This window comes from Amycolatopsis australiensis, assembly GCF_900119165.1.
Lineage (GTDB): Bacteria > Actinomycetota > Actinomycetes > Mycobacteriales > Pseudonocardiaceae > Amycolatopsis > Amycolatopsis australiensis.
The window spans coordinates 3,016,283-3,036,371 of sequence record NZ_FPJG01000006.1 but is presented as its reverse complement, the minus strand read 5'-3'; the positions used below and the strand labels follow the sequence as shown (position 1 = coordinate 3,036,371).

The following is a 20,089-nucleotide window of genomic DNA, read 5'->3' as shown; positions in this document are numbered from 1 at the left end:
GGCACGGGGTTAGCTCCAGTCGAGGTGGGTGTTCTCGCGCTGGACCTCCGGGGTCAGCGCGGGCACCTCGACGACGTGCCGCCCGGCCGCGCGCAGCAGCTCGGTGCCCTGCGCGTCGACGAAGACCGGCGGCTCGCGCCACGCGAACACCACGCGCGGGATGCCGGCGTCGAGGATGAGCTGCGTGCAGCTGCGCGGGTGGGAACTGCGGTGGCTGCACGGTTCCAGGGAGCTGTACATCGTCGCCGCGGCCAGGCGCGGGTCACCGGCGCACTTCGCGAGCGCCGCTTCTTCGGCGTGGTTCAACGGGTCGCCTTCGCCGGAATGCCCGGTGGCGATGACGTCGCCGTCGGCGTCGGTGACGACGGCCCCGACCCGGAAGGTGTGGCTCGGCGGGCACTGGGCGGCGAGCGCGATGGCTTCCCGGAGCCGCCGGACGTCCCGGCCGGTCGGCTCGTCCGCGGCGCGGTACTCGAGGATCGCCATGCCCTGCAGTTCCTTCGCGGCGGTGAGGACCAGTGGCCGCGGGTAGAGGCCGGGCCCGACGAACCGCGGCGCGTCCGGCTGCCCGACGAAGAACGGCGCGATCGCCAGCCGCAGCTCGTCGGCGAGCCCTTCGGTGAGGAACCGGGTGTGGATCCCGCCGCCGCCCTCGACCAGCAGCTTCCGGATGCCGCGCGCCCCGAGGTCGTCGAGGACGTGCCCGAAGTCCGGCGGGTTCCCGGCGTCGACGACGGTGGCGACGTGCTTCAGCGCGTCCGCCGCTCCCGGTGGGGCGTAGACGATCTTTTCGGTGTCGCCCGTGGTGAAGAACTGCGCGTCCGGGTCGAGGCCGCGGGTGGTCACGGTGACCTTGACCGGTTGTTCGGGTTTACCCTGTTCCAGCCGTTGTTGCCGCAGCCGCGGCGAGCGCACGAGCAGCCGCGGGTTGTCCGCGCGCACGGTCCCGGCGCCGACGAAGATGGCGTCGGCCTCGGCCCGCAGCCGGTCCACGACGGCGAAATCGTCCTCAGTGGACAGAACGAGCCGCCGGGGCGAGGTGTCGTCGAGGAAGCCGTCGAGCGATTGCGCGGCGGACAGCAGGACGTGCGGCCGGGTGATCACCCGGCCCAGTATGCCGGGCCGTAACGCGCCCGGCGATCGCGGCGTCTACCCGGCATGGGCACGCGCGGCTGGTACCACGAACGGACCCTGACCACGGTCGACACGGTCGGCCGGGAGGTGTCGGTGACGACCGGGCTCACCCGCGACCCGGAAGGCCGCCTGGTCGCGGCGATCGCGATCGGCGACGGCCCGACGGCGATCTACCGCTACTCGGGCGACGCCGGAGACCGGACCGAGCTGGTGGCCAACGCCGCCGACACGGTCCGTGAGCTCCGCCGGATCGCGAGCATCGGCCCGACGATCTAGCCGTGGCTCAGGCGGGCAGGACGGCGTACTGGCGGACGTAGAGGTCCGTGTACGTCACCGGGCCGCGGGGGCCGGGGACCTTGTCCAGGTTGATGCCGGTCTCCGGGACGGCGAGCAGCTTGAAGCCGTCGAGGAGGCGGGTCGGGGCGTTCCAGAAGACGCCGGTGCCGGTGTAGCCGTCGAAGAAGGCGTCGGCGGCCGACTCGTCCTCGGTGGCGATGCCCGCCGCGAGGCCGGACGTCTGCTCGTTGGCGATCTCGACGGCGTCCGCGAGCGCGCCGACCTTCGCGACCGTGACGGTCGCTTCACGCTCGGAGTCGAGCGCCCACTCGTAGCCGATCGCGTGCTCGTGCGGGGCCAGCGAAGGCGTGACACCGCGCTCGGCGAGCGCCTCGGAGATGGCGGGCCAGACGTCGTCGTGGATGCCCTCGTGGATGAGCAGCAGGTTCAGCCGGTTGCAGACGCCGAGGCGGTCGAGGCTGGCGTACACGAGGTCACGCACCTTGGTGACGTCCGCGCCGCGGTCGACGTACAGGACGCCGCCGCCGTCGGCGTGGGCGAGCGTGCGGACGCCGTGGACCGCCGCTTCGGTGGCCAGGGCCCGCGTGCTGTCGCCGCTGCCGCGCAGGATCACGAGCGGGACCAGGTTCGGCAGCCGCACCAGCGCGGACGCCGCCTCGCGCTCCACCCGCGGCACGAGCTGGACGCAGTCGGCGTCGATGCCGGCCTCGGTCAGCGCCGGCGCGATGACGACCTCGCGCAGCCGCTGCGCCGAGCCGAGCGCGGCCGAGCCCGTGCGGAGCACGCCGGCGTTGCGCGACTTGACCAGCTGCGACGCGACGTCGACGGTCACGTTCGGCCGCGCCTCGTAGTTCGCGCCGATGACGCCGACCGGGCGGCGCCGTTCGACGAGCTTGAGGCCGCCGTCCAGGGTGGACACGTCGACCGAGCGCTCCTGGTGCGGGGCGCCGGCGAGCAGCCGCAGCTGCTCGGCCATGCCCGTCAGCCGCTCCGGGGTGATGGTGAGCCGGTCGAGCAGGCCGGCGCTCATCCCGTCGGCCTTCGCGCGCTCGACGTCGGCCTGGTTGGCCTCGAGGATCTCGTCACGGTGCGCGAGCAGCCGTTCGGCCATCCCGGTGAGGGAGGCATCGACGGCCTCGGCGGAGGCGGCGGCGAGCGACGGCGCGGCCAGCTTCGCCGCCCGTGCGCACTCCTCCACGGCCTTGGCGACCTCGTCCATCGTTCGTCTCCCTCCGCGCGGACCAGCGGAGACCAGTTTGCCGCATGGGCGTGACTAGGCGGCGACGGGCTCCAGCAGCCACAGCCCGCCGGCGATCAGGCAGCTGACGGTCGCGACGGTGAAGACCAGCACCCACAGCACCGGCGGCACCGCGGTGAGCCGGCCGAGCTGGTCGGCGTCGGAGTCGCGGGCCCGGCCCTGCCGCCGTTTGACCTGCAGCTCGATCACGGGCCGCACGCCGCCGAAGAGCAGGAACCACGTCACGAGGTAGCTGAACGGCGCCTGCACCTCGACCGGCGCCACGAAGGCGACGAGCGCGAGCACGACGGCGCTGACGACGACGGTGAACACCCCGTAGGCGTTGCGCACCATCACCAGCACGCCGAGCAGCAGCAGCGCGATCAGGCCGAGCACGGTGCCGACGAGGTCGGCGCCGAGCAGGCTGGCGAGCAGCAGCCCGAGCACGGAAGGGGCGAGGTAGCCGGACATGGCGGTGAAGGCCATGCCGGGTCCCTCGGGCTTCCCGCGCGAGACGGTGACACCGGAGGTGTCGGAGTGCAGCTTGATGCCCTGCAACCGCCGCCCGACAAGCACGGCGGCGAAGGCGTGCCCGGCCTCGTGCACGATGGTGACGACGTTGCGCGCCAACCGCCACGGCCGGCCGCCGACGAGCACGACCAGCAACGCGACGCCACCGGCGACCAGGGTGATCACGGCGGGCGTTTGGGCCTGCTCGACCAGGGTGGAGGTGGCGGAGAGGGCGTCAGCGGCCGGGCCGGCGGATGCGAGTTGAACGGGCGAGCTCACCCGGACACCTCACCACAGGCGATATCTGGCTACTGTGAGTCCCTGCCGTGCGGTGGCTCGCTGGGTCGGGGTAAGGCTCGATGCGGTTCTCCTTTCTGTGGGTGACGGGGGTCGGGTGATCGGCCTGCGGTTTCGAGGGAGCGCGGGCACTGGGCCTCGCTGCTGGTCAGCGGCAGCGGGCTAGACCCGGCTCGCGACCGATCGGCGGGACCCGGGCATGGCGGGCGCCGAGGGCGCGACTGGTCGGCAGCCAGCGGACAGCAGCGGAGCTGGGCGGCTCGCGACCGATCGGCAACCCGCCGCCGAGCTGGGGCTCGGCCGATCGGCAGGCAGCGCGCGGAGTAGCCGCCCGGATGGGGTCACAGCCCCTCTCGGCCAGCCACGCGCCGCCCGGGATGCCGGGTCGGGCACGAACGGCCCACACCCCGCCCGGAAACGCCCACCCGGCTCCACCACCCAGCCATCCGCGCCGGACCTGCTCGCCCCTCGCCGCCCCGGCCACCACCCCGCCCGGAAACGCCCACCCGGCTCCACCACCCAGCCATCCGCGCCGGACCTGCTCGCCCCTCGCCGCCCCGGCCACCACCCCGCCCGGAAACGCCCACCCGGCTGTGCCACCCAGCCATCCGCGCCGGACCTGCTCCACCCCCCGCGGCCCCGGCCACCACCCCGCCCGGAAACGCCCACCCGGCTGTGCCACCCAGCCATCCGCGCCGGACCTGCTCCACCCCCCGCGGCCCCGGCCACCACCCCCCGCCCGGAAACGCCGACCCGGCTCCGCCTCCTGCCGTCCACACAGCGCGTGGACCGTCTCATCGGGACTCCCGCAGCCGGGCCTCCCCTTCCACCCGGAGCAAAAACGCCGCCCAGCTCCGATACGGTGCCCAGGCCTCCGCGATCTCCGCCAGCTCCTCCGCCCCCGCGTCCGGGAGGTGGTACGCCGCGCGCATGATCTCGTGCAGGCGCTGTTCTCCTCGCGGGTACACGTCCGGGTGGCCCGCGCCGCGGATCAGGATCAGCTCCGCGCTGAACCGGCCTATCCCCGGCAGCCTCTGCAGCTCCTTCAGCGCGTCCTCCGCCGGCATTGCCCGCAGTGCCGCCGCGTCCAGCATTCCCGCGGCCGCCGCCTCCCCCATTGCTCGCAGGCGTTGCAGCTTCACCTCCGGTGCTCCCGGCAGGTGCTCCAGCTTCGCCAGCGCCGCCGGCTCCGGGAACGCTGTCAACACCCTTCCGCCCACGTCGAGCTCTGTGCCGTGGCGTTCCGTCAGGTCGCGGCGCAGCCGGACCGCCTGTGCCATCCGGACCCGGTGGCTCAGCACCGCCCAGCACGCCGCCTCGTACGGGGATGCGAACAGCACCGGCCGCAGGCCCGGATGCGCTTCCTGCGCCAACCCGATGACCGGGTCGCGGCGGCCGACGCCGCCGAACTCCGTGCCGTCCACGTCCAGTGCGCACATCCGCCGCACCTGCTCCACCACCGCGCCGGCGTGCTCGGGCGGGCCGTGGACCTCCACCGCCACCTCGCCCGGCGATCTCTGCCGCAGCACCGCGCCCACCGGTGTCCACTCGCCCTCCAGCGGGAACGCCAGCCGCAGCGCGCCGGGTTCCGCTTCCGGCTGCCCGGCCGGGGCGAAGCCGGCCAGGAACCGGGCCGCCGCCGCCAGGTCGAAGTCGCCACGGACCGTGATTTCGCCGCCCAGCATGGGAATCGTCATGTCTCCTCCTCGGATCGGGACCTCGCCTGCGACGTTAGGCACCGGCACCGACAATTTCCGGGCTCGAACGCCTGGTCCCCGAGATTGTTCACTCTTTCGAGTGGCCGCGATTTGACATACTGCCGGTATCCGGACGAGAGGAGGGCCATGCCGGCACAGACAGCCACCGAGCGGCTCCAACGCCTGCTCGACACCCCGGCCCAGCCCGCGCAGGGCTTTCTCGACCTGCTGGGCGAGGCAGACCAGGCAGGCCCGCCGACCGGCCTCACCCAGCGCCTGATGCGCACCACGCTGCTCCCGCAGGTCAACGAGCGGTACTGGCGCCCCGCCCTCGGCCGCGCGCTCAAAGGCCCGTTCGGGCCGAGCATGGCCGGCGAGGTCCGGCTCGCGGCGAAGCTCCTCGCCCTCACCCCGGGCGACGTCGTCCTCGACGTCGCCTGCGGCACCGGCCGCTTCACCCGGGCGTTCGGCGCGGCCGTCGCTCCGGACGGCCTGGCGATCGGCCTCGACGGCGCGCGCACGATGCTCGCCAAGGCCGTCGCCGAGGGCGCTCCGGACACCGTCGCCTACCTGCGCGCCGACGCCGTCCATCTGCCGCTGAAAGAATCCACTGTGGACGGAATCTGCTGCTTTGCCGCCCTGCACATGTTCGCCGAGCCGGAAACCGCGCTGGACTCCTTCGCACGCGTGCTGAAACCCGGCGGCCGGATCGTCCTGCTCACCAGCGCCCGCCGCGGCCGGCAGCCCGTGCGGCTGGCCGAGTCGATCGGCGGGGCGCTGAGCGGCCAGCGGATGTTCGACCGCGGCGAAATCGCGGCAGGCCTGCGCGCCCGCGGCTTCACCGGAATCAGCGAGCGGTACGCGGGTGTCACGCAGATCGTGGCGGGCCGCCGGAGCTGATCACCGCGAACTGTCGGACCCCCGGGCTAGCATCGGCGCCATGACCCACGCCGATCCCGTCCCGCCCGACGACAGCTACCTGCGTTCCCTGGTGGCGGCCACCGCCGACGCCGTCGCGGCCGCCGAACCGCTGTCCTCGCCGCACACCGGCGCGGACGCGGCGACGCGGGCCGAAGTGACCGCCGCGGTCGAGCGCAGCTCCCCCGATCTGGTGGCATTGAGCCAAGATCTGCACGCCCATCCCGAAGAGGGCTTCGCCGAGCACCGGTCGGTCCGCGCACTGGCCGACCTCCTGAACCGCCACGGCCACGAAGCCACCGTCGGCGTCGGCGGGCTCGACACCGCACTGCGCGTCAGCACGAAGGAGCAGGACGGCCCGCACATCGCCGTCCTGGCCGAGTACGACGCGCTGCCCGGCCTCGGCCACGCGTGCGGCCACAACATCATCTGCACCACCGCGGCCGGCGGCTTCCTCGGCGCCGCGACGGTCGCCGAGCGGCTCGGTGGCCGCGTCAGCCTCATCGGGACGCCGGCCGAAGAAGGCGGTGGCGGCAAGGAGATCCTGGCCCGCGCCGGCGTGTTCGACGACGTCGACGCGGTGATCATGCTGCACCCGTTCAGCCACGACATCGCGCTGCACCCGTTCCTCGGCCGGCGTCAGCTGGAGATGATCTTCCACGGCGTCGGGGCGCACGCGTCCGCCCAGCCGTTCATGGGCCGCAACGCGCTCGACGCCGCCGTCGCCGCATACCAGGGCGTTTCCGCGCTGCGCCAGCAACTTCCGCAAAGCGACCGCGTCCACGGCGTGTTCACCGACGGCGGTGCCCGGCCGAACGTCATCCCGGCCCGCGCCGCGCTGCTGTTCTACCTCCGGTCCCAGAACCCGGAAACCCTGCGCGACCTCGCCGCCCGCATGACGGCCATCGCGGAGGGCGCGGCGGCGATGACCGGCTGCGGGGTCGAGCTGGTCTGGGATGCCCAGCCCGCCTACCTGCCGATCCGGTTCAACACCGCGCTCGCCGGGCGGTGGTCGGTCAACCAGGCGCTCACCGGCCGCAAGCCGCTGCCGCCGGGCATCGTCCCCGAATCGCTCACCGGCTCCACCGACCTCGGCAACCTCTCCTACCGGATGCCGGCGCTGCACCCGATGCTCGCCGTCTCCGGTCCCACGGTCGCGTTGCACACCAAGGAGTTCGCGGCCGCGGCCGGATCGTCCACCGGGGACACCGCGGTCCGTGACGGCGCGCTGGGCCTGGCCCTCACCGCCGCCGACTACCTCGCGGACGCCGAGCTGCGGAAGGCGGTGCACGACGAGTTCGAAGCGGCGGGAGGAGCCTTGGACGTCCCGTCGTTCTTCGCCTGAAGCCTGAGTGTCAGCTGAGTTTTCTCAGCTGATTCTTCTCAGCAAAGGCTGAGGTGTTTCCACAGGCTGCTCACAAGCACGGGCGCGAACCTGGGTCCATGACCGAGAACGAGAGCCGGCCCGGCCCCGCCTCACCCGGTGGGCACCAGCCGCACCAGAGCACCCAGCAGTACGGGCCGTACGCGCAATACGCCTACCAGCAGCAGGCGGCGCCGAACCCTCTCTTCACCCCGCAGCCGCCGCAGCAGCAGGCACCCACGGCCCTGAAGACCAAGCCGCGCAAGGGCGGCCGCGTCGCGATGATGGTCAGCGCCACCGCCCTCGGCGCCGCGCTGGTCGGCGGCGCCGGCGGCGCCGCGGTCGTCGGGCTCACCACGACCTCGGCCGACGGCACCACGACGTCGGTGAGCACGCCGGCCGCGAGCGGGCAGCCGGTCTCCGACTCGACCGCTGCCAACGACGTGAGCGCCGTCGCGGCGAAGGTGACGCCGAGCGTCGTCCAGATCAACGTCACCACCGCCCAGGGCGAGGCCATCGGCTCCGGCGTCATCCTCACCTCCGACGGCCGGATCCTGACCAACGCCCACGTGGTCGACGGCGCCCGGAACGTCGTCGTCACGACGTCGGATGGCAAGAAGTACCAGGCGAGCGTGGTCGGCGCCGACACCAAGGCGGACATCGCGGTCGTGCAGGCCCAGAACGCCGGCGGCCTCAGCGCGGCGACGCTGGGCGATTCGAGCAAGCTGGTCGTCGGCCAGCAGGTCATCGCGATCGGCTCGCCGGGCGGGCTGCAGAACACCGTCACCACCGGCATCGTCAGCGCGCTCAACCGGAACCTGTCCGACATCGGCGAGGGCCAGCAGCAGTCGCCGTTCAGCCGCACCTCGAACCGGTCCGCGGACTCGCCCAGCTACACCGCGATCCAGACCGACGCCGCGATCAACCAGGGCAACTCCGGCGGCGCGCTGGTCGACAGCCAGGGCAACGTGATCGGCATCAACTCGGCGCTCTACAGCCCGACGGCGTCGGCGAACGGCTCGGCCGGCAGCGTCGGCATCGGCTTCGCCATCCCGATCAACGACGCCAAGAAGATCGTCGACCAGATCGTGAACAACTGAGGACGCGGACGGGCCGTGGTCGGGGCGGCCCGTCCACCCGCTTTCGGGGAGCGGGGATGGGCGAAGGCCGTTTCGAGAGTCGATCGGGGGCTCTCGAAACGGCCTTCGTGCTGGTCAGAGCGTGTAGGTGAGGGTCAGGCGGTGGTCGTCGCCGTCGATCTCGATCTCCGCCGTCCCGGCGATCCCGGCCAGCTCGCCCGCCCCGGAGCCGGTGAGGATCTGCACGGTCATGCCGGACTCCTCGTCGGCCGTGTGGTGCAGGACGAAGCTGCCCTTGCGGCCGTCGACCGAGACTTCGAGCCGCTCGAAACCGACGTACGCGCGCGAAGTCGCGTTGTTCACGGTCAGGAGCTCGACCTTGCTGGTTCCCTCGACCGCCCCGGTGAAGGTCTTGGCGATCGCCACCCGGCCGAGCTCGTTGCCGGCGAACTCGTCGGTCGCCTGCGGCTCCCACTGGTCGACGGTGAACGACGCGGTGGCGGTGCTGGTCATGGTGTTCCCTTCTTCGATGTGGCCACCAGCATCGCAGCCATACCTGACAGGTTGCGTCAGGTTTTCTCACCGCCTCCGGTTGCCGAACAGCCCGCGGGTGATCTCGCGGCCCAGGGCGCTCGCGGCGGACCGCATGAACGACTTGACCGCCGGGTTCTTCATCGCCGACTCGATGAACCCGGGCTCGTCCTTCTCCGGCGCTGGGGCCGGAGAAGGAGCCGGTGCCGCCGGAGCGTCAGGGGCGGGTGCCTGGGCCACCTTCGCGGCCAGCTTCTCGTAGGCCGACTCGCGGTCGATCGTCTCGGAGTACTTCGCGTGCAGGTCCGACGAAGCGACCGCGGCCGCGACGGCCTCCGCGCCGATCGAGCCCATCTTCGAGCGCGGTGCACGCAACCTCGTCCACGCCACCGGCGTCGGCGCGCCCCGCTCGGAAAGCACCGTGACGATCGCTTCGCCGATGCCCAGCGACGTCAACGCCGTGTCGAGCTCGTAGAACTTCGTCTTCGGGTAGGTCTTGACCGTCTTGGCGAGCGCCGCCTGGTCGTCGGGCGTGAACGCGCGCAACGCGTGCTGGATCCGGGCGCCGAGCTGGGAAAGCACGTTGTTCGGGATGTCCGTGGGCAGCTGGGTGCAGAAGAACACGCCGACGCCCTTCGACCGGATCAGCTTCACGGTCTGCTCGATGCGCTCGAGGAACGCCTTCGACGCGTCGTTGAACAGCAGGTGCGCCTCGTCGAAGAAGAACACCAGCTTCGGCTTGTCGAGATCGCCTTCCTCCGGCAGCTCCTCGAACAGTTCGGCCAGCAGCCACATGAGGAACGTCGAGAACAACGCCGGCTTCGACTGCAGGTTGTCCAGCTCCAGCAGCGTCACGACACCTTTGCCGTCGGACTGGCGCATGAGGTCGTGCACGTCCAGCTCGGGTTCGCCGAAGAAGTCCTCGCCGCCCTGAGCCTCCAGATTGGACAGCGCACGCAGGATCACCCCGGCCGTCGCGGCCGAGACACCGCCGATGCCCTTGAGGTCCTGCTTGCCCTCGTCGCTGGTCAGGTGCGTGATGACCGACCGGAGGTCCTTGGTGTCCAGCAGCGCCAGGCCGCGCTGGTCGGCCCAGTGGAAGATCAGGCCGAGCGTCGACTCCTGCGTCTCGTTCAGGCCCAGCACCTTCGACAGCAGCACCGGCCCGAAGCTGGTGATCGTCGCGCGGATCGGCGAGCCCTTCCCGCCGGTGCCCAGGGACAGGAACTGCACCGGGAACGCCGTCCCCGTCCAGTCGTCGCCCAGCTCCTGCGCCCGCTTCGCGACCTTGTCGTTCGCCTCGCCCGCCGCCGCCAGCCCGGACAGGTCGCCCTTCACGTCCGCGAGCACCACCGGGACGCCGGCGGCCGACAGCTGCTCCGAGACCAGCTGCAACGTCTTCGTCTTGCCCGTCCCGGTCGCGCCCGCCACCAAGCCGTGCCGGTTCAGCGTCGCCAGCGGCAGGCGCACCGCCGCGGCGGCGTCCACCTGCCCGTCGATCACCACCGCGCCCAGTTCCAGCGCGGCACCCTCACTCGCATAACCGGCGGCGATCTCGCTCGCCGGCGACCCCTGCTCGGTCACTCGCAGCTCCCCGATCCTGTGTCCTGCACCACACCTGGTTGCGGCCTGGCGAGCGTAACGCGCCGTACGCGCAGGTAACGCCACTCGTATCCCCGTGTCGGGTTAGGGTCACCGGGTGACCGACCGCCTAGTCTGGATCGACTGCGAGATGACGGGGCTCGACCTCGGCAAGGACGCGTTGATCGAAATCGCCGCCCTCGTGACCGACGCGGAGCTCACCGTGCTCGGCGAAGGAGTCGACATCGTCATCCACGCCGACGAGGAAAAGCTCGGCGGCATGCCCGAAGTCGTCCGCGAGATGCACGCCCACTCCGGCCTCACCGAAGAGGTCCGCCGCTCCACCGTCACGCTCGAAGAAGCCGAACGCCGCGTCCTCGAGTACATCCGCGAGCACGTCCCCGAGCCGGGCACCGCGCCGCTGGCCGGCAACTCGATCGGCACCGACCGCGGCTTCATCGCCCGTGACATGCCGGCCCTCGACGCCCACCTGCACTACCGGATGGTCGACGTCTCCTCCGTCAAGGAACTCGTCCGCCGCTGGTACCCGCGGATCTACTACGCCAAGCCGGAGAAGGGCCTCGCGCACCGCGCGCTCGCCGACATCAGGGAGTCGATCGGCGAACTCGACTACTACCGGCGCACGGCCTTCGTCCAGCAGCCCGGCCCGACCAGCGACGAAGCCAAGGCCGCGGCCGCTGAAGTGCAGGAACGGCACCAGAGGTAACCCCCTGCAACCTGCCCGAGGGCACCCGCTACGATTACTGCCATCGAGGTGATCGCACGCGGTTCCCTCGGCGATGGTGGGCGTAGCTCAGCTGGTAGAGCACCTGGTTGTGGTCCAGGAGGTCGCGGGTTCGAAACCCGTCGCTCACCCCATCACCCCAGTTTGGTCGGGCCTCACGGCCCGCAGCCAGGCTGGGGTTTTTCGCGTTCCCGGCACTACGGCCTTCGTGGCAACCCTCACGGCCGGATGGCTCAGCGTGCGAACGGCCGAACGGCGGTGCACCGTGTCTGTCGTGGAACGTTCAGCACCGAAAGTCAGGGGCCGGAAGAAGAAACTGCGGTTCGAGGACATCACCGTCGTCGACCGGTCGCTGCTCAAGCGGGCCGTCGGGGCCGCCGCGCTCGGCAACGCCATGGAGTGGTTCGACTTCGGCGTCTACGCCTACATCGCCGACACCATCTCCGAGGTCTTCTTCCCCGCCAGCGTCTCGCCCGGCATCCGGCTGATCGGGACGTTCGGCGCCTTCACCGCCGCCTTCCTCATGCGGCCGCTCGGCGGGCTCGTCTTCGGACCGCTCGGCGACCGCATCGGACGGCAGAAGGTGCTGGCCGTCACCATGATCATGATGGCCATCGGGACGCTCTGCATCGGCCTGATCCCGTCCTACACGACGATCGGCGTCTGGTCGCCCGTCCTGCTCGTCCTCGCGCGGATGGTGCAGGGCTTCTCCACCGGCGGCGAGTACGGCGGCGCGACCACCTTCATCGCCGAGTACTCCCCCGACAAGCGACGCGGATTCATGGGCTCCTGGCTCGAATTCGGCACGCTGTCCGGGTATGTGCTCGGCGCGTCCGTCGTGACCGGGATGAAGGCCTGGGTCCCGCACGAGACGCTGCTCGACTGGGGCTGGCGGATCCCGTTCCTCGTCGCCGGCCCGCTCGGCGTCATCGGCCTCTACCTGCGGCTGAAGCTGGAGGAGACCCCGGCGTTCCAGAAGCACGCGGAGGAAGCCGAGAAGCGCGGCCGCTCCGGCGAGCCGTTCTGGAAGATGTTCACCGAGTACTGGCCCGCGCTGCTCATCTGCGTCGGTCTCGTGCTCGTGTTCAACGTCACCGACTACATGCTGCTGTCGTACATGCCGACGTACCTGTCCGAGCAGCTGCACCTCGACGCCACCCACGGCCTGCTGCTGATCATCGTCGTCATGGTCGTGATGATGTTGCTCATCATGGTCGGCGGCCGGATCACCGACCACGTCGGCCGCAAGCCCGTGATGATGGCGGGCTGCCTCGGCTACGTCCTGCTGTCCTGGCCGCTCATGCTGCTCGTGCACGACGGCGGCCTCGTCGTGACGTTCCTCGGCCTGATGGGGCTCGGCCTGCTGCTGCTCTGCTTCGAGGTGTCGATGCCCTCGGCGCTGCCGGCGTTGTTCCCGACCGCCATCCGCTACGGCGCGCTGTCCATCGCGTTCAACATCTCCGTGTCGCTCTTCGGCGGCACGACACCGCTGGTGATGCAGTCGCTGATCTCGGCCACCGGCCACGACTTCTGGCCGGCCTGGTACCTGATGGCGGCCGGCGCGATCGGCGCGGTCGCGGTGTTCTTCAGCCGCGAGACGGCGAACCAGCCGCTGTGGGGCTCGGGCCCGTCGGTGTCGACCGAGGCCGAGGCGCGGGAACTCGTCCGCACCTCGGCCCAGGACGGCTAGGCCGTCTCCAGCAGGAGGCCGGCCAGCTCGGCGGGCATGGTGATCATGCAGTCGTGCCCGGTCGGCAGCTCCTGCACGCGCGCGCCCGGCGGCGCGGGACGTCGCGTGATCCCCTCCGGCCGCCCGCCGACGCAGTGGATGTGCGTGCGCGGGATCGCGTGCACGGCCGGGTTGTCCAGCCGGACGGGCTGCTGGAGGCAGCGCACCGGCTGGTCGGACAGCATCGAGCGCAGCCAGGCGACGTCGTCGGGATCGGTGACCCCGAACAGGCCCAGCGGCGGCGGCTGCTCCGGCAGCGGCGGCACCCGCCAGCCGTCGACGGCCGCGTCGATCAGCTGCTTGGTGACGGGCAGGACGTCCACGGCGGTTTCGCCGTCCTCGGGGACCATCGCGTCGAGGTAGACCAGGTGCGCGATCCGCTCCGGCACCTGGTTCGCCACCGACGAGATGACCAGCCCGGCGTAGCTGTGGCCGACGAGCACGACGTCGTCGAGACGCTCGTCTTCGATCAGGCCGGCGACGTCGTCGACGTGCGTGTCGAGCCCGACCTCGGGGCTCAGCAGGTGCGCCTTGTCGCCGTAGCCGGTCAACGACGGTGCGAGCACCCGATGTCCCGCCGACTCCAGCAGCGGGACCACCCGATCCCAGGCCCGTCCGCTGTGCCAAGCGCCGTGTACCAGCAAGAAAGTCGCCATGCCCACCTCAGTTCCGGTCAGTGCCTCGGTACCATTCAGTAACCGGAACCATCGTGATCCACTCGGCGCGGACCGGGCAATAAGGCACTTTTCCGTGCCCCGGTTCTCAGGAGGTAACCATGGCGGACCCGTGCAAGGCCCGCGAAGTCCTCGCGATCGTCGGGGACAAGTGGGCGCTGCTGGTCGTGCGCATGCTCAAGGACGGGCCGCGGCGGTTCACCGAGCTCAAGCGGTCCGTCGAGGGCATCAGCCAGCGCATGCTCACCGTCACCCTGCGCGACCTGGAGCGGGACGGGATCGTGACGCGGAGGGTCCGCAACGTCATGCCACCGCACGTCGAGTACGAACTGACGCCGATGGGCCGGACGCTGCGGGAAGCGACCGCGCCGCTGCTCGAGTGGAGCATCGCGCACCTGCCGCTGATCGACGCCGCCCGCGCGGCCTACGACGACCGCTAGTTGCCGGCGGCGCGCCAGTCGTCCCAGGACAGCTGCCAGTAGCTCCAGCCGTCGGTGGGTTCGAGCTTCGGGCCGCCGCTGTTCCGGACCGTGACGACGTCGCCCTTCTTGGACGTGTCCATCAGCCACTTCGTGTTTTCGGTGGACAGGTTGAGGCAGCCGTGGCTGACGTTGCTGTGCCCCTGCTGCCGCACCGACCACGGCGCGGAGTGGTAGAAGATGCCGCTGTAGGACAGGCGCACGGCGTACTGGACGAAGGTGCGGTAGCCGCCGGGAGCGTCTTCGGGGACGCCATAGGTGCCGGAGTCCATGGTGTAGCCGGTGTGCTCGCTCATCACGGTGTAGGTGCCGGCGGGCGTGTTGTGCCCCGGCTTGCCCATGGAGGTCGGCATGGTCTTGACTTCCTTGTCGTTGATCGAGACGGTCATCTGGTGGGTCTGGCCGTCGGCGACCGCGACGAGCTTGTCGCCGACCGCGGCGGTGATCGTCTTGTCCTCACGGCCGTAGCTGCCCTTGCCGAGCGGCTTGCCGTAGACGGCGGCGTCGACCTTCAGCTTGGTGCCGCTCTTCCAGTAGTCCTTCGGCCGCCAGACGACCTGCTTGTCGCCGAACCACCGGAAGGCGCCCTCGGTGGCCGGCTCGGCGGTGACCTTGAGCGCCTTCTCGGCGGCGGCCTTGTCGGTGACGTTCCCGCTGAAGGTGAAGATCAGCGGCATGCCGACGCCGACGGTCTCACCTTCGTCGAGGTTCACCGAGACGCTGAGCTGCCGGGCGGGCTTGACGGTCGTGAAGGACGAGGTCTGCGTCACGGGCTTGCCGTCGGAGCCGGTCGCGGTGGCCGTGAGGGTGTAGGTCTTGCCGTAGCCGAGCGGCTCGGCGGAGTCCCACCCGGAGCCGCCGGCCCGCACCTTCCCGGCGACGACCTTGCCATCGGCCCCGGTCAGCTTGACGTCCCCGACCTTCCCGTCGGCAACACCGACGCTCACGGGTTCCCCGGGCGCGACGTCCTTGGCGTCCTTGCCGGGCGTGAGCGTGAGGACGGCAGCCTTCGCGACGGGCTGCGGCGCGCTCGACGACGTCGCGACCGGTTCACTCGATGGGCTGCTACTGCACCCGGCCAAAGTGAGCCCGATCACGCCGACGGCCACCAGCAGCCGCGCCCCCACACCGGTCGAACCCCTCATGCCCACCTGCCTGTTTCGCCGTCGATGTCCGGCTCCAGTGTGCCCGACCAGCCCCGACCGGGGGACGGCAACACCGGAACCCGGTTAAGGGACCCCCCGCGAAAGGGCCTCCACAGGGGGTGCTAATGTTTTCCACGTCGCCGAGGGAAACCTCCGGCAGACACCGGCGCCATTAGCTCAATTGGCAGAGCAGCTGGCTCTTAACCAGCGGGTTCGGGGTTCGAGTCCCTGATGGCGCACCCCTCACACCCCAGGTTCGATCTCCATCGACCTGGGGTTTGTGGTATCTGGAATCATGTCGTCCGCTTTCTCTCTGTCCTTTGTGGCCTCCTGCGAGCCCGAGGTTGGGTGCAGAGCTTGCGCGGGATGGCTCCGGCCAGCTTCCTCGCCGCATCGGCTCCATGGCTTGCTTTAGGTCCGAAACCACGCAATCTCGCTCGGCGAGACCGCGCTGCGGCCGGTCCGGGTGCGGCTCGCTCCGGGTGGCGTCCGGCCGACATCCTGCGGTGCCGACGAGCGTGATCTGCGTGCGAGCCGGCCACGGTGCCGCCGCAAGATCCCGGGCCATCGCAAGGACGACGCCTCGACTCGGCTTCCCGCAGGTCGATCAGCATGAGGTTGCGGTCCGGGGATACCAGCGTCAAGACCGCTGAGCTTGGGTCGGCATCATCACCGGGCTCCGTCCCAGAGAGTTCCGCGGCGCGGCCACCGGCTTTCAGCCGTCCGGCGACCTCGCCGGGCGGCCCGGGCGCAGCGGCGAGCCGGCGAAGGTGACGAGGGTGAATCCCGCGGCTTCCGCGGTCAGCACCACGTCTCGGATCGCCGCCGGGTGCAGCACCTCCGCGGGTGGGCGGCCGGATGCGCACCGGCACCGTCTGTTTCCAGTGCCAGAACACGAACATGCCGTTCCATTCGATTCGTCGAGATGCTTGGACAGAGCTAGTTCCGGCGCTGTCCCACGTCGTGCTCAAAGCTTGAAGCCGGTCGACGCCTGCGGAACCGGCGGCATGCCGGAGGAGAGCCGGAGGTCGCCGTGGGTGGAATCACACTGTCCGTACCGGATCTCGTCCCGGTCAGCGCCGGGAGCGCAAGCCCGGACCGAACCCCGGGTCAGGGGTTGCCGGAATCGCCGGCAGTGGGGGTGTCCACTTTGGTGCGCGCCTTCCATTCGTGACGGCGCAGCGCCCACCACACCTCGCTGATCTCCTGCGCGGATTCCAGGCTCAGCCCGGAAAGCTGCTTCACCTGGTTGATCCGGTACCGCAAGGTGTTGGGGTGTATGACGAGCCCCTCGGCCGCCGCCGCGGTGTTCATGCCGGTGGCGAGGAAGGCGTCGAGGGAGGAAAGGAGCTCCCGCCCGAACCCGCCCTGCGCGAGCAGGGGGGCGAGGATGCGTTCGACGAGGTGGTCGCCGACGCTGTGCTCGGAGGCCACCGCGACGTGCAGCGTGAGGTTTTCCAGAGTCTGCGGTCCGGTGCGGCCGAATTCGAGGCCGACCTGGTTCATCTGTCCCGCTACGCGGTAGGACTCGTGGATCTGGCTCAGCTCGACGGCCGGGCCGATTCCGGCCGTCGGTCCCGCACCGGGCAGGTCCTCGCCGGTGAGGATGCCGACCGCGTCGCCTTCCACGACCGCGCCGAACGGCGCGAGGCGGTGTGCGTTCCCCCAGCTCAGGAGTTGTTGCAGCAGCTGTCCCGCCGTTTCCCCGACCGCGGGCCGCGCCCGGAAGGCGCGGTAGCGCGCCGTGGCGGCCAGCCCGAACGAAGCCGCGTGCAGTCCCATGTCGGGTGTGTTCACGCCGTCCCGGAGCAGGCGGCGCACGAACTCGACACGACGCGTCTCGGCGGTGCGCGCCATGTCGAGGTCCTCGTCGCGGTGCGCCACCGCGTACTCGCGGCTGATGAGGTCGTTGACCTCCCACAGGATGCGGACGCCCTCGAGCTGGACGCCGGGTTCGATGCCCAGCTCAGTCGCCGCGCCGATCACGAATTCCCGCAGCGCCTGGAAAGACAACCGGATGGCGAGCAGGACGTGTTCGATCGGAATGCCGGACCGGGCCCGCTCGGCGGCCACGGACACGTCCGGCACCCGCTCGGGAGCCTTCCCGACGGTCAGCGAACGGGACGCGGTTTCGATGTGCTGCCCCAGCGACCTGCGCAGTGAGGCCGGGGTGACGGCCGCGTAGGTCGGCACCTTCGCCACGATCTCGGTGACGATCTCGTCCGCCAGCCTGTCCGCGTTCTCGCGGAGGAGCCGCGCGAGGTCGCCGAAGGCGCCGGCCATACCCCGCACGCGGGTTTCGCGAGTGGACTCGCTCACCAGGCCTCCTTTCCGACCGGAGGCCCCTCGTTGTGCCACGGCACAACGAGCGCGCCCGACCGTCATCGTGCGAAACATGGATCTGACCTGTTGGTTCTGTCTAAAGTAGCAGCTACAACGCCCGGAGGCCGAGGTTCTCCTCGAACGGGATCCAGTGCTCGAGCGATCATCTACGCGCGGTTTGTTCTCGCGCACAACCAGGCCGGGAAACGGCGACACCCACCTCATCAAAGGAGATGAGCCGAGTGACCGACGAACGAACGGGGACGGCGCTGGGCCGCGTGGCCGTGGCGAGCTGTGCCGGTACGACCATCGAGTTCTACGACTTCTTCCTCTACGGGACCGCCGCGGCGCTGGTCTTCCCGAAGGTGTTCTTCCCCGCGCTCGGCGCGGCGGCCGGATCGGTCGCGTCGCTGGCGACGCTGGGCGTCGCGTTCGTGGCGCGCCCGGTCGGCGCCGTGGTGTGTGGTCACTTCGGGGATCGCCTCGGCCGCAAGAACACACTGGTCGCGACCTTGGTGCTGATGGGCGTGGCGACCGTGGTCATCGGGCTGCTGCCGCCGGCGAGCGTCGCCGGCGCGGCCGGGCCGATCCTGCTGACGGTGCTGCGCTTCCTGCAGGGCTTCGCCGTCGGCGGGGAGTGGGCGGGTGCCACCTTGCTCGCCGCCGAGAACGCCCCGCCCGGGAAGCGCGGGCTGTACGCCGTCTTCCCACAACTCGGGCCGGCGCTGGGCTTCGCACTCGCCAGCGGAACGTTCCTCGTCGTCGATCTGGCCGTCGGCGAGGGCAGCCCCGCCTTCCTCTCCTACGGCTGGCGGATTCCCTTCCTGGCGAGCGCCGTCCTGGTCCTCATCGGACTCTATGTGCGGCTGTCCGTCACCGAGACCTACGGCATCGCCTACGGCCCGGTCGGTGCCTACCTGCCGGAGCTGTTCCGGACCGCGTACCGGTACACCGGCGCGGGAATCGCCTACAACCTCGGGGGAATTCTCGGCGGCGCCATCGCACCGCTGGTCGCGGCCGCACTGGCCGCCGCGCACGGCGTGTTCGCCGTCGGTGTCCTGCTGGGCGTGCTGGGCGTGCTGAGCCTGCTCAGCGCCGTCGCGCTCCGGCCAGGCGCCACCACTGACCGCAGTCCCGCCACCCACCCGAAGCTGGAGTACACGCCATGACGCGGAACCAACGGGCCCTGACGGGCATCCGGGTCCTCGATCTGAGCCGGCTCGCCCCCGGGCCCTACTGCAGCATGCTGCTCGCCGACCTCGGCGCGGAGGTGGTGATGGTCGGCGGCGGCCGGACCGGCGCCCCCATCCCGGTCCTGCGCCGCGGCAAGCACGCCATCGAGCTCGACCTGAAGACCCCGGAAGGGCGCGCCGTGCTGGACCGCATGGTCGAGCACACCGACGTCCTCATCGAGAGTTTCCGGCCCGGCGTCGCCGCCCGGCTCGGCGCCGATCACGACCGGCTGAGCCGGATCAACCCGCGACTCGTCTCGTGCAGCCTGACCGGTTACGGGCAGGACGGCCCGCTCGCGCAGCGCGCGGGGCACGACATCAACTACCTGGCCGTCGCGGGGGCACTGGGCACGTTCGGCGCCGCCGACGCCCCGCCGACCCCGCCGCTGAACCTCCTGGCCGATTTCGGCGGAGGCGGTCTCCTCGCCGCGTTCGGCATCCTCGCCGCACTGCACGAGCGGGAACGCTCGGGCGCCGGTCAGCACGTCGACGCCGCGATGGTCGACGGCGTGCTGTCCATGATGGCGATGCCCTTCGCGGACTGGGGTACGCCGACCCTGCCCGCGCGCGGAACCGGCGCGCTCACCGGCACCATGCCCGCCTACCGCACCTACGAATGCGCCGACGGCCGGTACGTCGCGGTCGGGGCGCTGGAACCGCGGTTCTTCGCGGCGCTGTGGACCGAACTCGGGCTCGGGAACGGTTCCGACGTGCCCGACCACCTCGATCCCGCCGCGTTCCCCGAGCTCACCCGCACGTTGGCGGAGGTCTTCCGCGGCAAGGACCGCGACAGCTGGGCGGCACACTTCGCCGAAAGCGACGCGTGCGTCACGCCCGTGCTCGAACCCGACGAGCTGGCGGCGCATCCCCACGTGACCGCTCGTCATCCGGACTTCGCGCTGGACCGGGTTCCGGCCGTGCCGAGGCTTTCCCGCACCCCCGCCGCCCCCGGCGGCACACCGGATCCCGAAGAGACCGTCGCGGTGCTCGGGCGCTTCGGGCTCACCCCGGACGAGGCCGCGCGCGTCGTGGCACCGCACGACGCCGCCGCGGGCGACCTGAGCTGGCCGCCGATCACCCGGCCCCACCCTGGCTCCCGCACAGAAAGGAATTCCTGAG

Annotated in this window: 19 protein-coding genes and 2 tRNA genes; 11 read left to right on the top strand and 10 right to left on the bottom strand. The window is 71.1% G+C overall.

Annotated elements, in window-relative coordinates:
* Positions 1–9: 9 nt before the first annotated feature.
* A complete protein-coding gene (locus tag BT341_RS15995) occupies positions 10–1,104 on the bottom strand; it encodes a dihydrofolate reductase family protein (RefSeq protein WP_072477060.1) in 1,095 nt (364 codons plus the stop codon).
* A 54-nt stretch (positions 1,105–1,158) separates the two neighbouring features.
* Here BT341_RS15995 and BT341_RS15990 point away from each other — a divergent pair, with 54 nt between their 5' ends.
* Positions 1,159–1,410 carry a hypothetical protein gene (locus BT341_RS15990; protein WP_072477059.1) on the top strand — a complete coding sequence of 84 codons (252 nt, stop codon included), beginning with the start codon at positions 1,159–1,161 and terminating at the stop codon, positions 1,408–1,410.
* A gap of 7 nt (positions 1,411–1,417) precedes the next feature.
* Here the strand turns inward: BT341_RS15990 and BT341_RS15985 are convergent, their stop codons facing one another.
* From BT341_RS15985 to BT341_RS15975, 3 genes are all read right to left on the bottom strand, one after another.
* Positions 1,418–2,650 carry an aldehyde dehydrogenase family protein gene (locus BT341_RS15985; RefSeq protein ID WP_072477058.1) on the bottom strand — a complete coding sequence of 411 codons (1,233 nt, stop codon included), beginning with the start codon at positions 2,648–2,650 and terminating at the stop codon, positions 1,418–1,420.
* A gap of 54 nt (positions 2,651–2,704) precedes the next feature.
* Entirely contained in the window at positions 2,705–3,457 is a 753-nt protein-coding gene (locus BT341_RS15980; RefSeq protein WP_072477057.1) for a M50 family metallopeptidase, read from the bottom strand.
* Positions 3,458–4,269: 812 nt separating this feature from the next.
* Complete coding sequence (locus tag BT341_RS15975) at positions 4,270–5,172, bottom strand: DNA-3-methyladenine glycosylase family protein (RefSeq protein ID WP_072477056.1); 903 nt, start codon at positions 5,170–5,172, stop codon at positions 4,270–4,272.
* Between the two features lie 147 nt (positions 5,173–5,319).
* On the opposite strand from BT341_RS15975, the gene BT341_RS15970 reads away from it, so the two are divergent.
* The 3 genes from BT341_RS15970 to BT341_RS15960 all read left to right on the top strand — a co-directional run bounded on the left by BT341_RS15970 (position 5,320) and on the right by BT341_RS15960 (position 8,553).
* Positions 5,320–6,072 carry a class I SAM-dependent methyltransferase gene (locus BT341_RS15970; protein ID WP_072477055.1) on the top strand — a complete coding sequence of 251 codons (753 nt, stop codon included), beginning with the start codon at positions 5,320–5,322 and terminating at the stop codon, positions 6,070–6,072.
* A gap of 40 nt (positions 6,073–6,112) precedes the next feature.
* Positions 6,113–7,435 carry a M20 family metallopeptidase gene (locus tag BT341_RS15965; protein ID WP_072477054.1) on the top strand — a complete coding sequence of 441 codons (1,323 nt, stop codon included), beginning with the start codon at positions 6,113–6,115 and terminating at the stop codon, positions 7,433–7,435.
* A gap of 98 nt (positions 7,436–7,533) precedes the next feature.
* Positions 7,534–8,553 (top strand): S1C family serine protease, encoded by a 1,020-nt coding sequence (locus BT341_RS15960; RefSeq protein ID WP_072477053.1) that lies wholly within the window; start codon positions 7,534–7,536, stop codon positions 8,551–8,553.
* Positions 8,554–8,667: 114 nt separating this feature from the next.
* Here BT341_RS15960 and BT341_RS15955 read toward each other — a convergent pair whose 3' ends face one another.
* Together BT341_RS15955 and BT341_RS15950 are read right to left on the bottom strand one after the other, a co-directional pair.
* Complete coding sequence (locus BT341_RS15955) at positions 8,668–9,045, bottom strand: DUF3224 domain-containing protein (protein ID WP_072477052.1); 378 nt, start codon at positions 9,043–9,045, stop codon at positions 8,668–8,670.
* 66 nt (positions 9,046–9,111) lie between these two features.
* Entirely contained in the window at positions 9,112–10,647 is a 1,536-nt protein-coding gene (locus BT341_RS15950; RefSeq protein ID WP_072477051.1) for a helicase HerA-like domain-containing protein, read from the bottom strand.
* A 115-nt stretch (positions 10,648–10,762) separates the two neighbouring features.
* Here BT341_RS15950 and orn point away from each other — a divergent pair, with 115 nt between their 5' ends.
* The 3 genes from orn to proP all read left to right on the top strand — a co-directional run bounded on the left by orn (position 10,763) and on the right by proP (position 13,079).
* The gene (gene orn, locus BT341_RS15945; RefSeq protein ID WP_072477050.1) at positions 10,763–11,371 is read left to right on the top strand and encodes an oligoribonuclease; all 609 of its coding nucleotides are present in this window, start codon (positions 10,763–10,765) and stop codon (positions 11,369–11,371) included.
* Between the two features lie 76 nt (positions 11,372–11,447).
* A tRNA-His gene (locus tag BT341_RS15940) sits at positions 11,448–11,523 on the top strand.
* A 140-nt stretch (positions 11,524–11,663) separates the two neighbouring features.
* Complete coding sequence (gene proP, locus BT341_RS15935; RefSeq protein ID WP_072477049.1) at positions 11,664–13,079, top strand: glycine betaine/L-proline transporter ProP; 1,416 nt, start codon at positions 11,664–11,666, stop codon at positions 13,077–13,079.
* Here proP and BT341_RS15930 read toward each other — a convergent pair.
* Positions 13,076–13,774, bottom strand: coding sequence for an alpha/beta fold hydrolase (locus tag BT341_RS15930; protein WP_072477048.1), 699 nt, complete (start codon positions 13,772–13,774; stop codon positions 13,076–13,078). The genes proP and BT341_RS15930 overlap by 4 nt on opposite strands.
* 119 nt (positions 13,775–13,893) lie before the next feature.
* On the opposite strand from BT341_RS15930, the gene BT341_RS15925 reads away from it, so the two are divergent.
* Entirely contained in the window at positions 13,894–14,232 is a 339-nt protein-coding gene (locus BT341_RS15925) for a winged helix-turn-helix transcriptional regulator (protein WP_072477047.1), read from the top strand.
* On the opposite strand, the gene BT341_RS15920 is transcribed toward BT341_RS15925, so the two are convergent.
* Complete coding sequence (locus BT341_RS15920; protein WP_084742874.1) at positions 14,229–15,416, bottom strand: L,D-transpeptidase; 1,188 nt, start codon at positions 15,414–15,416, stop codon at positions 14,229–14,231. The genes BT341_RS15925 and BT341_RS15920 overlap by 4 nt on opposite strands.
* Before the next feature lie 166 nt (positions 15,417–15,582).
* On the opposite strand from BT341_RS15920, the gene BT341_RS15915 reads away from it, so the two are divergent.
* Positions 15,583–15,655: transfer RNA gene (locus BT341_RS15915), tRNA-Lys, on the top strand.
* A 476-nt stretch (positions 15,656–16,131) separates the two neighbouring features.
* Here the strand turns inward: BT341_RS15915 and BT341_RS47285 are convergent.
* Positions 16,132–16,254, bottom strand: a complete 123-nt coding sequence (locus BT341_RS47285; protein ID WP_281255983.1) for a hypothetical protein — start codon at positions 16,252–16,254, stop codon at positions 16,132–16,134.
* Between the two features lie 272 nt (positions 16,255–16,526).
* On the bottom strand, positions 16,527–17,735 hold the full coding sequence (locus BT341_RS15910; RefSeq protein ID WP_177328820.1) for a PucR family transcriptional regulator: 1,209 nt from the start codon (positions 17,733–17,735) through the stop codon (positions 16,527–16,529).
* 236 nt (positions 17,736–17,971) lie between these two features.
* Between BT341_RS15910 and BT341_RS15905 the strand changes: the two genes are divergently transcribed.
* Together BT341_RS15905 and BT341_RS15900 are read left to right on the top strand one after the other, a co-directional pair.
* Positions 17,972–18,907 carry an MFS transporter gene (locus BT341_RS15905; protein WP_072477045.1) on the top strand — a complete coding sequence of 312 codons (936 nt, stop codon included), beginning with the start codon at positions 17,972–17,974 and terminating at the stop codon, positions 18,905–18,907.
* Positions 18,904–20,088 carry a CaiB/BaiF CoA transferase family protein gene (locus BT341_RS15900; protein WP_072477044.1) on the top strand — a complete coding sequence of 395 codons (1,185 nt, stop codon included), beginning with the start codon at positions 18,904–18,906 and terminating at the stop codon, positions 20,086–20,088. The genes BT341_RS15905 and BT341_RS15900 overlap by 4 nt, the downstream gene beginning before the upstream one ends.
* Position 20,089 lies beyond the last annotated feature (1 nt).